The organism is Streptomyces sp. NBC_01317 (assembly GCF_035961655.1).
Taxonomy (GTDB): Bacteria; Actinomycetota; Actinomycetes; order Streptomycetales; family Streptomycetaceae; genus Streptomyces.
Map to the genome: position 1 here is coordinate 690013 of NZ_CP108393.1, position 12717 is coordinate 702729.

Below are 12717 nucleotides of genomic sequence, written 5' to 3' on the forward strand. Positions count from 1 at the left end.
CCGGGCCGGGCGCCGGGGCGCGGGCTCAGTCCCCCGGCGCCAGCGCGGCGCGCTGCCGGGCCGCCCGTACCGCCGCCGAGAGATGCCCGATGTCGTACGCGCCCCGGTGGCGCCGCCCGTTGATGAAGAACGTGGGCGTCCCCGACACCCCGCTGAGGTCCGCCGAGTCCACGTCCTCGCCGACCCGCGCGGCGCCCATGTGCTTGCGCAGGTGCTTGCGGAAGCGCTCGACGTCCAGGCCCAGCTCTTCCGCGTACCGGTGCAGGTCCTGGGGGCGCAGCGCCTCCTGGTGGGCGAGCAGCACGTCGTGCATCTCCCAGAAGGCGCCCTGCTCGGCCGCCGCCTCGGACGCCTCGGAGGCGAGTTGGGCCTGCGGGTGGACGTCCGTCAGGGGCAGGTGCCGCCAGACGTACCGTACGTCCCCGAAGTCCGCGAGCAGGTCGCGGATCACCGGCTCGGCCCGGCCGCAGTACGGGCACTCGAAGTCGCCGTACTCGACCACCGTGACCGGCGCGTGCCTCGGGCCGCGCACCTTGTCACGGTCGGGATCGACGGGGACGGCGAGGTCGACGATCTGTTCGGACGTGCCGAGGAGGGCGCGGTTGCGCCGCTGCCGGGGCAGCAGGCCGATGACGGCGGTCACCGCCCAGGTGACGAGGAAGGCGCAGATCAGGGCGGAGAGGGTGCCGATCTTCGCCTCTTCCAGCTGGTCGCCGTGGAACGCCAGGGTCGCGATGAGGAGCGACACGGTGAAGCCGGCCCCGGCGATCGTGCCGCCCGCCGCCGTCGCGCCCCAGCCCACCGGGGGCCGCAGTTTCCCGCCGCTGAGGCGGGTGGCCAGGTAGGAGGCGGTCAGGATGGCGACCGGTTTGCCGACCACGAAGCCGACCAGGATCCCGAGGGTGATCGGTGAGGTGAAGGCCTGGGACAGCTCGTGGGGGGTGATCCTGATGCCGGCGTTGGCCAGCGCGAACAGCGGCACGATCACATAGCTGCTCCACGGGTGGTACATCCGCTGGAGCCGCTCGTTCGGCGAGACCGCCGAGGCCAGGCCGATCCGCGCCGACCGCTCCAGCTCCGGGGTCGGCTGTTCGCGGAAGCGGCGGAAGAGACCGCTCGCGCGCTCCAGGTCGGAGCGCGACGCCGGGTAGGCGAAGGTGAGCAGCCCCATCGCGAGGCCGGTGACCACGGGGTCGACCCCTGATTCGAGGAGGGCGATCCAGACACCCACGGCGAGGACCGCGTACACCGCACCACGCCGCAGGCCGGCCCCGCGCACGACCACGATGACGATCAGCAGGCCGACTGCGGCGAGGACGGCGGCCATGTCGACGTTCTCGCTGTAGGCGACCGCGATGACGGCCAGGGCCACGAAGTCGTCGACGACCGCGACGGAGAGGATGAAGGCGCGCAGGCCGCCGGGCAGGCGTTTGCCGAGCAGCGCGAGCATGCCGAGGGCGAAGGCGGTGTCCGTGGACATCGCGGCGCCCCAGCCGTGCACGCTGCCGTCTCCGGCGTTGATGGCGAGATAGATCGCGACGGGGAGCGCCATGCCGCTGATCCCGGCGACCAGGGGCAGCGCGACGCGCCGTCGCTCCCGCAGTTCGCCCGTGTCGAACTCGCGGCGCGCCTCCAGGCCGACGACGAAGAAGAAGATCGTCATCAGCCCGCTGTTGATCCACTCCCGCAGGTCCATCGACAGGCCGTAGGACCCGATCCGCACGGACAGGCCGTTGTGCCAGAACGTCTCGTACGACGAGAGGTTGATGTTCGCCCAGGTCAGAGCGGCGATCACGGCCACCAGCAGGACGGCGGCGCTGCCCGTCTCGGTGCGCAGGAACGTCCTCCAGGGGGTGCGCACCTCGGCGCACTCCGTCCGCCCCGCGTAGCCGGACTCCGGTGTAGCTTCCGTCACGTCGCGATTCTCTCCTCCCGGTGCGGTCAGGGCCCGGCTGCGCCACGGACCGCACGGCGTGAAACTCATGCGGGTGGTGGCTCATTCCCGTCCGGCCTTCGGTCAGCTGGACCAAAACGCATCAAATACCGTTTTACCGGTCAGTCTGTGGAGATCAGCGGGTAGAGGTGTGTCATGGCAATCGACACACACGGCCCCGCGCTGCCGGCCGCGCGCGGTGAGCTGTCCGCGGCGGTGACCGGCTTCCTGCGCGACGGGGGCGCACCGCCCGGGCGTGCGGCGGCGCGCACGGCGGATCCGTACGGGGACGACCTCCAGCTGGCGCTGTACGTCTGCTACGAACTGCACTACCGGGGCTTCGCGGGGGTGGACGCCTCCCTCGAATGGGACCCCGCCCTGCTGGCGGCGCGGGCCGGTCTGGAGGAACGGTTCCTGGACGCCCTGCGCCGGGACGCCTCCCGGCACGACGACCCCGCGGCGGCGATGGCCGAGCTGCTGGTCGAGCCGGTACGGGACGGGGGGACGGACGTGTCCCTGTTCCTCCAGGACGACGGCGAGCTGTGGCAGGTGCGGGAGTACGCGGTCCACCGCTCGCTCTACCACCTCAAGGAGGCCGATCCGCACGCCTGGGTGCTGCCGAGGCTGTGGGGCCGGGCCAAGGCCGGCATGGCGGCGGTGGAGTTCGACGAGTTCGGCGCGGGCCGGGCGGAGCGGGTGCACGCGCGGCTGTTCGCGGAGCTGATGACCGACCTGGACCTGGATCCGGCGTACGGCCGCTATCTCGACGCGGCGTGCGCGGAGATGCTGGCCACCGTCAATCTGATGTCCCTGCTGGGGCTGCACCGGGAGTTGCGGGGCGCGCTGGTGGGGCACTACGCGAGCGTCGAGATCACGTCGTCGCCCGGTTCCCGGCGGCTGGCGCTGGCGATGAAGCGGACGGGGGCGGGCCCGGCGGCGGAGTTCTTCCACACCGAGCACGTGGAGGCGGACGCCGTGCACGAGCAGGTCATGCGGCACGAGGTGGTCGGGGGGCTGCTGGAGGAGGAGCCGCATCTCGCGCCGGACGTCGCCTTCGGGGTCGACGCGACGACGTACCTGGAGAGCCGGCTCGGCGAGCGCCTGCTGGGGTGCTGGCGGGCGGGCGGCACGTCGTTGCGTACCGGCCCGGGCGGGGGACGGTGAGCGTGGCGCGCGAACCCGCCGACGAGCCGGAGCCCGTCCGGCTCCGCGTGCAGCGCGAAGGGCCCACGCTGGTCGACGGACCGGTGACGGTGGAGCTGGACGACGGCACGACCGCCACCTCGGACCGGTTCCGGGTCGCGCTGTGCACCTGCCGGCGCAGCCGGCGTTTCCCGTGGTGCGACACCAGTCACCGGAGACGTACCCGCGGCTGATCCCGCCCGGCGGCTTCCCGGCTTTACTGCGACTTTGTTGCAGTTGCGGTTCCTGGGCCATCGGGTGGATGGAGCGTACACGGACCGAGGAAAGCAGCCCCATGACGATCGCCTCCGCCCCGCCGCGGCCGGCCCCCGGATCGCGGTGGCGGCGGCTGCGCGCCTTGATGACCCGTGAGGAGTGGACGCGGCTCGGCGGGATGGGCGCGTTCGTCCTGGCGCTGCATGTGATCGGCTGGTTCACGCTGGTGGCGATCGTGGCCCCCGAACCCCACAGCGCCGGGACGAAGTCGTTCGGCGTCGGCATCGGCGTGACCGCGTACACGCTGGGCCTGCGGCACGCCTTCGACGCCGATCACATCGCGGCCATCGACACACGACCCGCAAGCTGATGAACGAGGACAAGCGTCCGCTGTCGGTGGGTTTCTGGTTCTCCCTCGGTCATTGGGCGGCTGATGAAGTCGATCACCAAGCCGTGGCAGATGTATCCCCTCGGGCTGCTGTTCGGGCTGGGGTTCGACACCGCCACGGAGATCGCGCTGCTGGTGCTGGCCGGGTCCGGCGCCGCCTCCGGGCTGCCGTGGTACGCGATCCTGTGCCTGCCGGTGCTCTTCGCCGCCGGGATGTCCCTGCTGGACACCATCGACGGCTCGTTCATGAATTTCGCGTACGGCTGGGCCTTCTCCAAGCCGGTCCGCAAGGTCTACTACAACCTCACCATCACCGGCTGTCGGTCGCCGTCGCGCTCATCATCGGGACCGTGGAACTGCTCGGCCTGCTCACCGAGAAGCTGGGGCTGCACGGGGTCTTCTGGGACTGGGTGGGCGGACTGGATCTCACCATCGTCGGATGTGTGATCGCCGGGCTTTTCTTCGCCACCTGGCTCGTCGCGATGGCGGTGTGGAAGTTCGGCCGCATCGAGGAGAAGTGGACGGCCGGACTGCACGGCGGCAGCGGGGAGAAGGACGTCACACCACTTCCCTGAGCTTTCCGCCGGCCACGTCGAGGACAAACCCGCGGACGTTCCTCTTGTGGGGCACGAACGGGCTGGCCCTGATGCGGCGCACCGACTGCTGTACGTCGTTCTCCTCGTCCGGGAACGCCTCCGGGGCCCAGGACGGACGGATGTGGGTGTCCTCCTCGATCTGCCGCTTGAAGGCGTCGTCCGTGAAGGTGACCATGCCGCAGTCGGTGTGGTGGATGAGGAGGATGTCCGTGGTGCCCAGCAGTCGCTGACTGATCGTCAGAGAGCGGATGACGTCGTCGGTGACCACACCGCCGGCGTTGCGGATGACGTGGGCCTCGCCCTCCTTCAGGCCGAGGACGCGGTACACGTCGATACGGGCGTCCATGCAGGCGACCACCGCGAGACGGCGGGACGGGGGGAGGGCGAGCGGTCCGGCGAAGGCGGCCGCGTAGGACTCGTTGTTGGCCAGGTACTCGTCGGTGACGGTCACGTCGGTCCTGCTTCCTCTTGGCGGAACCGTCACGATACGGCGCCGCGATTCGCCCACAGAAGCGACGTTCTGCCCGGCCACAGGAATGCAACACGATGTCAACAATCGGGACATGTCCGACACCGAACCTCTGAGGTCGCTCAACTCCCTTGACCGTGCCCCGGCTCCGGTCGCCATCATGGTCCACGGTTCGAGAACGGGGAGAACGCATGCGACGGAACGTCAGAACGATCACGGGTCTGGTCCTGGCCACGACGGCGCTTCTCGCCCTGTCCGCGTGCTCGCAGGAGTACGACGACAAGCGCGGCAAGGGGGACGCGCCCGTGCAGGGGAACAAGGGCGACAGCACCGCTGCGGAGGTGTTCAACTTCCCCGACGGGTTCGGGAACCTCGCCACCAAGTGTGTCGGCCACGGGAACCGCGCGTACGTCACCACCAACGCCACCGGCCCGTCCAACGTCCAGATAGTCAAGGACAGTTCATGCGGGTGAGGCCGGCGGGACGGGCCTCGGCCGCCGTCGCCGTCTGCGCGCTCCTGGCGCTGACGGCGGGCTGCTCGCGGGAACATTACGAGGAGCGCGGCAAGGCGGACGCGCCGGTGAGCGGGCGCGCGGGCGACGACACCGCGGCGGAGGTCTTCAACTTCCCGGACCGGTTCGGGAACCTCGCCACCAAGTGTGCCGGCGAGGGACAGCGCGCCTACACGACCACCCGGTCCTTCCAGAACCGGGACGACGACGAGAAGGAGGTCGAGATCATCCCGGCCCACCAGGTGATCGTGGCCGACCCCGGGTGCGCGGGCGGCCCCGCCCGCTGAGCGTGCGCCGGGCAGGCAGCCACGCCCGTGCGAAGGTGCCGCCGCAACTGCCGATCCGGGGCGTTCCCGGGTTCTAGCGTCAACTCCTGTACCCGTCACACGACTTCATGGAGGAGACGAATGAACAACAACCTTCGTACGGCAGCGGCGGCCGTGGCGCTCGTGACCGGGCTCGTGACGGCGGGCGGCACCGCCTCCGCCGCCGCGGCCCCGCGTCCCGAGCGCATCACGTCGCAGGAGCAGCTCGCGGCGAGCATCGCGCAGGCGGTCGCCACAGCGGAGGAGAAGGGGGACACCGGTGGCGTCATCGTCGTCGGGATGATCTCCGAAGTCACGGCGAGCACCCGCGCCCTTTCCTGCTGACGAAATGGAGGTGAGCACCGTGGACAGCTCAGCGGACCGTGCTCAGGACGTGCGGGAGACCCCTGTCGCCTGGTGTCCGAGCGGCGATGCGAGCCGCCCGGAGAGCGTTGTCCTCGGCGTCCGGTCGGGGGACGGCGATCAGGTCGTCTACCTGGCGGAACCCGTACCGGCGGCCGACGTACTCGGCAGCATCCCCGAGGGAATCGCACCCAGCCGGGTGCTCCGGTTCGCCTCGCACTGCGTGTCGGACTGCGCGAACCGGGTCGGTGAGGCCTGCGGTCTGATCGAGCGCATCAAGACCGTGCCGGCCGGGACCGGCGCGAGCGCGGTGCCACGGTGCCACCTCCGACCGCACTGCAAGTGGTGGAACCAGACCGGAGTCGAGGCCTGCCACCGCTGCCCGGCCATTTCCACCCTCAACTCCCGCGACGACGAACTCACCGTTCTCGTCGCGGACCCCGCCACCACCCGTGAACAGCTGGAAAGCTGGGTCGCAGCGGGACGGTGAGCGGGCCCGGTACCGGATCAGGACCGGGACCGACCCCAAACGAGAGAAGGGATGTTGTGGACAACTGGACACGGTGTTTCCGCCCGGCTCCCGAAGCCGGGGCGCGGTTGCTGTGCTTCCCGCACGCCGGTGGTTCGGCGGGCGCCTATCTGCCGCTGTCGATCGCGGTCGGGGGGACGGCGGAAACACTGGTCGTGCAGTACCCCGGGCGGCACGACCGCTTCGCCGAGCCGTTCACCGAACGGCTCGGCGACGTTGTGGACGCCGTCGTGGCCGGACTCCCCGCGGACGGGGACCGGCCATTGGTGCTGTTCGGCCACAGCATGGGCGCGATCCTGGCGTTCGAGACCGCGCGCCGGCTCGAACGGGAGGGGCGGGGTCCTGTGGCGCTGTTCGTCTCGGGGCGTGAGGGTCCGGCGCTGGCCCAGCGGCCGCGACTGCCGAACCCGCCCACCGACGAGGACCTGATCGGGGAGATGCGGCTGCTGTCCGGCACGGAGGACGAGTTGCTCAGCAACCCGGACATCCTCGAACTGGCCCTGCCGCCGCTGCGCGCCGACTACGCCATGCTCTTCGCCCACACGCACCGCCCGGGGCCCGCGCTGGGCTGCCCGGTCACCGCGCTGACCGGGGACGACGACCCACGGGTGGACGCCGAGCGCGTACTGGCCTGGGAGCGCGAGACCGAGGGCCCGTTCGAGCGGCACGTGCTGCCCGGCGGGCACTTCTTCCTGGGCGACCACCTGCCGTACGTGGCGGATCTTGTCGCCGCGTCCGTGGCGGGGGCGGGGGCCGGGGGTCCGGGCCGTACCGCCACACGTACCGGCTCCGGCAGCACGTCCGTCTGAGGCTTACGCCGCCGTAAAGGGCCTGGGGCCGAATCCCTTCCGGGATTCGGCCCCAGGCCCTTTACGTGAGCGGGAATCACTCCGCTTCGAACTCCGACAGCAGCGCGTCGAGCGAGTCGTCCCCGTCGCGGGCCGCCGCGATCCGGCGCGCCATCTCGTGCAGGGTCAGCTGCTCCAGGAACAGCGTGATGGGGACGTCGATGTCGAAGTCGTCCCGCAGGCAGCCCACCAGGTGGACGGCGGTCAGGGAGTCGCCGCCGGCCGCGAAGTACGTCATCTCCGGGTCGTCCGCGTCCTCCAGGCCCAGGGCCTCGGCGAGCAGCGCGCGGACGGCCTGCTCCAGGCCGGCGCCGGACTCGCCCGCTTCCTCCGGCTGTTCCGGCCGCTCCTCGCGGACCGCGCGGGAGGCGAGGTCGAAGGCGCCGAAGCTCTCGCCCGCGATGGGGTATGCCGGCAGGGCGACCCGCCGGCCGCCGCCCTCCTCGGGCGCGGGACCGCCGCTGAGCCAGGTCTCGCCCAGCGGATCGAGCCCACCGGCGGCCAGGGCGCCCCCGGCCAGTTCGGCCAGCCCGGCCGCCGCGCCCGCCAGGTCGGCCGCCCGTACGTAGCCGCGGACGTCCATCGGCGCGCGCCCCACCCGCAGCGTGTGGGCGGTGTCCGCGAGGGACGGGGCGCCGGGCGCCCGCAGCGCCGCCGCCAGCCGCCCGGCGAGGGCGGCGAGATCCTCTCTCGTACGGGCGGACAGCAGCAGGACCTCCGGTACGGACCCGGCGTCCGGCTCCCCGGCGGCGGCGCGCCCCGGCGCCTGCTCCAGGACGACGTGCACGTTGGTGCCGCCGATGCCGACCGAGCTGACACCCGCCCGGCGCGGGCCGAGTTCGGGTTCCTCCCAGGCGGCGGCCCGGTCGACCACGTGGAACGGCGAGTCCTCGAAGGCCATGCCCGGGTGCGGGCGGCCGGCGTTGGCGTTCGGCACCAGGGTCGCGTGCTCCAGCATGAGAACCGACTTGATCAGCGCGGCCACACCCGCGGCGGCGTCCAGGTGTCCGAGGTTGGACTTCACCGAGCCGATGCCGATCCGGCCGGTGCCCAGCGCCCCCTTGAACGCGGACGTCGCCGCCGCCGCCTCGACACGGTCGCCGAGCGCCGTGGCCGTACCGTGCGCCTCCAGGTACTGGGCGTCGGCGGGGTCGAGCCCGGCGGCGGCCCAGGCCTCCACGATCGCGGCGGTCTGCTGGTCGACGCCGGGCGCGGTGAACCCGACCTTGGTGGCGCCGTCGTTGGTGACGGCGCTGCCCCGGATGACCGCCCTGATCGGGTCGTTGTCGGCGAGCGCGTCGGACAGCCGCCGCAGCACCACCACCCCGACCCCGTTGCCGGGTACGGTGCCGCCGGCCCGCTCGTCGAAGGGGCGGCAGCGGCCGTCGGGCGAGAAGATCCCGCCCTGGGTGTGGACGTAGCCGCGCTTGCGTACCGTGTCCACGGCGACGCCGCCGGCCAGCGCGGTGTCGCACTCGCCGAGCAGCAGCGACTGCACCGCGAGGTGGACGGCGGTCAGCGAGGTCGAGCATGCCGTCTGCACGGTCAGGCTCGGGCCCTCCAGACCGAGGCGGTAGGAGATCCACGGGGCGAGGAACTCGCGGTCGGTGAGGATACGGACCTGCAGCGCCCCGATCGACGCGGCGAGCCGGGGGTCGGTCGCGGCGGCCAGCATGTGCTCGGTGGAGCCGCCGCCGACGTACACGCCGGTACGCGCGGATCCCCCCTGCGGGTTGCGTCCCGCGTCCTCCAGGGCGGCCCAGGCCGTCTGGAGGAGCAGCCTGTGCTGGGGGTCGAGGGCCGTGGCCTCGGTCCGGTTGAAGCCGAACAACTCGGCGTCGAAGCGGTCCGCGTCCGGCAGGAAGCCCTTGGACGGGATGTAGTCGCGGCTTCTCACCTCCTGGGCGTCGGCGCCGTCGGCGAGGAGTTCGTCCTCGGTGAAGTCGGTGACCGAGCAGACCCCGCCGAGCAGGTTGCTCCAGTAGGCGTCCAGGTCGGGGGCGCCGGGGAAGCGCCCGCTCATGCCGACGACCGCGATCGCGGACTCGGCCGGGGTGGTGTCGGTGGCTGCTGCCTTCTCGGTCATCGTGTGGAGCCTTTCCGGGAGCTGAGTCGGTGGGCGGCGGCGGTGCGGCGTGCGTGCCGGTCGACGCCGCGCGCGGCGGCCGTCTCGGCGGGGTGTGCGGGGGCGGCGGCCCGTCCGGCGGGCGCGGCGTTCGCGCGGTCGAGGTGGGCGGCGAGGGTGACGACGGTGGGGTGGCGGAACAGGTCGACCAGGCTGATGTCGCCCAGCTCGGGCCGCTCGCGCAGGGCGGACAGGACGCTGAGCATCCGTACCGAATTGCCGCCCAGGTCGAAGAAGTTGTCGTGGACGGCGACCCGGTCGAGGGTCAGGACGCGCGCCCACACCCCGGCCACCAGCCGCTCGGTGGGCGTGCCCGCGACGGCGGTGGGGCCGTCCTGCGGGGCCGGGAGGACGGCGGGTGCGGGGAGCCGGGCCCGGTCGATCTTCCCGTTGCGGCTGAGCGGCATCTCGTCGAGGCGTACGAACACCTCGGGCACCATGAAGCCGGGCAGCTTCGTGACGAGATGGGCGCGCAGCGCGGCGTCCGGGGGCGCGGCCCCGTCCCGGCCCACGACGTAGGCGACGAGGCGCTGTTCGGTGCCGGTGCCCCGGACGGTGGCCGCCGCGAGGGCGACGCCCGGGGTGGCGGCCAACAGGGTCTCGATCTCGCCGAGTTCGATGCGTACGCCGCGCAGTTTGACCTGGAGGTCGCTGCGTCCGAGGTAGTGGATGAGGCCGCCCGCGTCGATCCGGCCGAGGTCGCCGCTGCGGTACATCCGGGTGCCCGGCGCGCCGTGCGGATCGGCGACGAACCGTTCCGCGGTCATGCCGGGCTGTCCGATGTAGCCGCGGCCCAGGGAGGCGCCCGCGATGTAGATCTCGCCGGCGACCCCGGTGGGGACGGGCCTGAGCAGCCCGTCCAGGACGTAGACCCGGGCCCCGGCGACCGCGCCGCCGAGCACCACGGGCTCGCCGGGCACCAGGTCGGCGGTGGTGGCGTAGACGGTGACCTCGCTGGGGCCGTACGCGTTGACGATCCGGCGTCCCGGCGCGCTGAGCCGCTCGACCAGCTCGGGCGGGCAGGCCTCGCCGCCGACCCCGACGGTCCGCAGGTCCGGCAGCTGTCCGGTGAGGTCGGGCAGCAGCATCGCGGCGGACGGCGGCAGGAAGACATAGGTGATGCGGGACTCCCTGAGCTTGTCCAGGAGGGCCTCGCCGATCCGTTCGTCCTCGCTGGGGATGTGCAGCTCCGCGCCCGCGACCCAGGGGAAGAAGAGGTCGGAGACGGCGACGTCGAAGCCGAACGACACGAATTGCAGCACCCGGTCGTCCGCGTCGACCGGGAAGGAGTGCCGTACCGCGCGGGTGAGGTTGACCAGGGCCCGGTGTTCGACGGCGACGCCCTTGGGCACGCCGGTGGAGCCTGACGTGAACAGGACGTAGGCGAGATCCTTGGGGCCCGGCGCCCGGACGGTACCGGCGGGGGCCGTCCCCGGCAGGACAGGGTCGGTGACGGCCGGCCGGTCGAGGCGGACGCACGGCACCTCCAGACGCTCCCCCTTCTCCGCGGTCCCACGGGCCGTCAGGAGCAGTCCGGTGCCGGAGCTCTCCACCATGTGGCGGAGCCGGGCGGGCGGGTGGGCCTGGTCCAGCGGGACGTACGCGCCGCCCGCGCGCAGGACCGCGAGGGCCGCGATACCCTGGTCGGCCGAGCGGGGCAGGAGCAGGCCGACGCGGAATCCGGGCCGTACGCCGGCCGCGCGCAGCCGGGCCGCCAGGGCGTCGGCCCTCGTGAGCAGGTCGCGGTAGCTGAGCCGCAGGTCGCCGCTGACCAGGGCCGTGGCGTCGGGGCGCGCCGCCGCGATGTCGGCGATCAGGTCGGGCACCAGGCGGTCCGGGGGCGCGGCCTCCGCGACGCGGTCGGCGCCTGCGATCGTACGGCGGCGTTCGTCGGCCGGCACCAGGTCGACGGAGGACAGCGGGGCGGCCGGGTCGGCGAGAAGGCCGTCCAGCAGGGTCCGGAAGTTGACCGTCCAGCGGCGTACCGTCTCGGCGTCGAAGAGGTCGCCGCGGTAGATGAACTGGGCGGCCAGGTCGGCGCCCCACCGCTCCACGAAGAGGAGGAAGTCGAACTTGGCGGTGTCCAGGGTGAGGGCGAGCCGCTCGGTGTCGGCGCCGGACAGGTCCAGCGCGACCTCCGCCTCGTCGTCGTAGGTGAGCGCCACCTGCACGACGGGGTCGTGGCTGGTCTCGCGGACCGGGGCGAGGGCGTCGACCACCGCCTCGAACGGCGCGTCCTGATGGGGCCTGGCCGCCAGCAGCGCGGCCCGGATGCGGCCGGTGAGCCGGTCGAGGGACGGGTCGCCCGACACGTCGACGCGCAGGGCCAGGGTGTTGGTCAGCATGCCGATCATGGAGCCCAGTTCGGGCCGGTCGCGGCCCGACACCGGGAAGCCGACGACCAGGTCGTCGCGGCCCGAGATGCGGGCGAGGAACGCGGTGTACACGGCGAACATCGTCATGAACGGGGTGGCGCCCTGGCCCGCGGCGACCTCCGCCAGGCGTTCTCTGACCCCGGAGTCGAGCAGGAAGCGCTCGACACCGCCGGCGGAGGTACGGACCGGCGGGCGCGGCCGGTCCAGCGGCAGTTCGATGACGGCGGGCGCGCCGCGCAGGCGCTCGGCCCAGTGCGCCACCGCGTCCTTGAACGCGCCGTCGGCCTGGCGCTCGCGCTGCCAGGCGGCGTAGTCCGCGAACTGGAGCGGGAGGTGGGCCGGGCGGTGCGGCGGGCCGCCGGTCCCGTGCCCGTACGCGGCGGACAGCTCGTCCAGCATGAGGCCGAGCGACCAGCCGTCGCAGACCAGGTGGTGGGCGACGAGCAGCACCCGGTGGGTGCCGTCGTCCACGGCGTACACGGTGCAGCGCAAGAGGGGTCCTGTACCCGTGTCGAAGGGGCGGGCGGCCTCCGTACGGATCAGCGCGTCCACCCGGCCGGCCGGCACGTCCCGCTCGATCGCGAATCCCGCCCGTCCGGTGGTGGAGACGATCTGCGCCTGGGTGCCGTCGGCGGCGGTACGGAAGACGGTCCGCAGCGACTCGTGGCGGGCGACGAGCGCGTCCAGCGCGCGGTGGAGCGCGGCGGTGTCGAAGGGACCGCGCACGGCGAACGCGGCGGGCACGTTGTACTGGGCGGTGCCGGGGTCCATCTGGTCGAGGACGAGCAGGCGGCTCTGGGCGTCGGAGGCGGGGAACTCGTACTCCTCGCCCGCCCAGGCGTGGAGGTCGATGAGATCTACGGTGTCGGTGGTCAT

General features: G+C 72.6%; 11 protein-coding genes and 1 pseudogene. 8 read left to right on the forward strand and 4 right to left on the reverse strand.

What is annotated here, in order from left to right; genetic code table 11:
* Positions 1 to 25: 25 nt before the first annotated feature.
* Entirely contained in the window at positions 26 to 1915 is a 1890-nt protein-coding gene (nhaA, locus tag OG349_RS02935; protein ID WP_442806187.1) for a Na+/H+ antiporter NhaA, read from the reverse strand.
* 174 nt (positions 1916 to 2089) lie between these two features.
* Between nhaA and OG349_RS02940 the strand changes: the two genes are divergently transcribed.
* The 3 genes and pseudogenes from OG349_RS02940 (at position 2090) to OG349_RS02950 (ending at position 4294) form a co-directional block, all read left to right on the forward strand.
* Positions 2090 to 3097 (forward strand): iron-containing redox enzyme family protein, encoded by a 1008-nt coding sequence (locus OG349_RS02940; protein WP_327233069.1) that lies wholly within the window; start codon positions 2090 to 2092, stop codon positions 3095 to 3097.
* Positions 3098 to 3099: 2 nt separating this feature from the next.
* Positions 3100 to 3309: a CDGSH iron-sulfur domain-containing protein gene (locus tag OG349_RS02945; protein ID WP_327233070.1), complete on the forward strand. Its 210-nt coding sequence runs from the start codon at positions 3100 to 3102 to the stop codon at positions 3307 to 3309.
* A gap of 101 nt (positions 3310 to 3410) precedes the next feature.
* Positions 3411 to 4294, forward strand: a pseudogene (locus OG349_RS02950) (HoxN/HupN/NixA family nickel/cobalt transporter).
* Here OG349_RS02950 and OG349_RS02955 read toward each other — a convergent pair.
* Positions 4278 to 4766, reverse strand: a complete 489-nt coding sequence (locus tag OG349_RS02955; RefSeq protein ID WP_327233071.1) for a beta-class carbonic anhydrase — start codon at positions 4764 to 4766, stop codon at positions 4278 to 4280. The pseudogene OG349_RS02950 and the gene OG349_RS02955 sit on opposite strands and share 17 nt — an antisense overlap.
* A 209-nt stretch (positions 4767 to 4975) precedes the next feature.
* Between OG349_RS02955 and OG349_RS02960 the strand changes: the two genes are divergently transcribed.
* The 5 genes from OG349_RS02960 (at position 4976) to OG349_RS02980 (ending at position 7302) form a co-directional block, all read left to right on the forward strand.
* The gene (locus OG349_RS02960; RefSeq protein WP_327233072.1) at positions 4976 to 5257 is read left to right on the forward strand and encodes a hypothetical protein; all 282 of its coding nucleotides are present in this window, start codon (positions 4976 to 4978) and stop codon (positions 5255 to 5257) included.
* Positions 5248 to 5583 (forward strand): hypothetical protein, encoded by a 336-nt coding sequence (locus OG349_RS02965; protein WP_327233073.1) that lies wholly within the window; start codon positions 5248 to 5250, stop codon positions 5581 to 5583. Before OG349_RS02960 ends, OG349_RS02965 begins: the two co-directional genes overlap by 10 nt.
* A 120-nt stretch (positions 5584 to 5703) precedes the next feature.
* Positions 5704 to 5946, forward strand: a complete 243-nt coding sequence (locus OG349_RS02970; protein ID WP_327233074.1) for a hypothetical protein — start codon at positions 5704 to 5706, stop codon at positions 5944 to 5946.
* 19 nt (positions 5947 to 5965) lie between these two features.
* Positions 5966 to 6454: a hypothetical protein gene (locus OG349_RS02975; protein WP_237530623.1), complete on the forward strand. Its 489-nt coding sequence runs from the start codon at positions 5966 to 5968 to the stop codon at positions 6452 to 6454.
* Positions 6455 to 6510: 56 nt separating this feature from the next.
* Positions 6511 to 7302: a thioesterase II family protein gene (locus tag OG349_RS02980; protein WP_327233075.1), complete on the forward strand. Its 792-nt coding sequence runs from the start codon at positions 6511 to 6513 to the stop codon at positions 7300 to 7302.
* A 76-nt stretch (positions 7303 to 7378) separates the two neighbouring features.
* Here the strand turns inward: OG349_RS02980 and OG349_RS02985 are convergent, their stop codons facing one another.
* Together OG349_RS02985 and OG349_RS02990 are read right to left on the reverse strand one after the other, a co-directional pair.
* Positions 7379 to 9427, reverse strand: a complete 2049-nt coding sequence (locus tag OG349_RS02985; protein WP_327233076.1) for a beta-ketoacyl synthase N-terminal-like domain-containing protein — start codon at positions 9425 to 9427, stop codon at positions 7379 to 7381.
* Positions 9424 to 12717, reverse strand: a complete 3294-nt coding sequence (locus tag OG349_RS02990) for a non-ribosomal peptide synthetase (RefSeq protein ID WP_327233077.1) — start codon at positions 12715 to 12717, stop codon at positions 9424 to 9426. The genes OG349_RS02985 and OG349_RS02990 overlap by 4 nt, the downstream gene beginning before the upstream one ends.

Excerpts from the sequence above, each read along its gene's own strand:
- OG349_RS02965 (WP_327233073.1), top strand. The coding sequence starts at position 5,248 with ATGCGGGTGAGGCCGGCGGGACGGGCCTCGGCCGCCGTCGCCGTCTGC.
- OG349_RS02940 (WP_327233069.1), top strand. The coding sequence starts at position 2,090 with ATGGCAATCGACACACACGGCCCCGCGCTGCCGGCCGCGCGCGGTGAG.
- OG349_RS02985 (WP_327233076.1), bottom strand. The coding sequence starts at position 9,427 with ATGACCGAGAAGGCAGCAGCCACCGACACCACCCCGGCCGAGTCCGCG.
- OG349_RS02970 (WP_327233074.1), top strand. The coding sequence starts at position 5,704 with ATGAACAACAACCTTCGTACGGCAGCGGCGGCCGTGGCGCTCGTGACC.
- OG349_RS02990 (WP_327233077.1), bottom strand. The coding sequence starts at position 12,717 with ATGACCACCGACACCGTAGATCTCATCGACCTCCACGCCTGGGCGGGC.
- OG349_RS02960 (WP_327233072.1), top strand. The coding sequence starts at position 4,976 with ATGCGACGGAACGTCAGAACGATCACGGGTCTGGTCCTGGCCACGACG.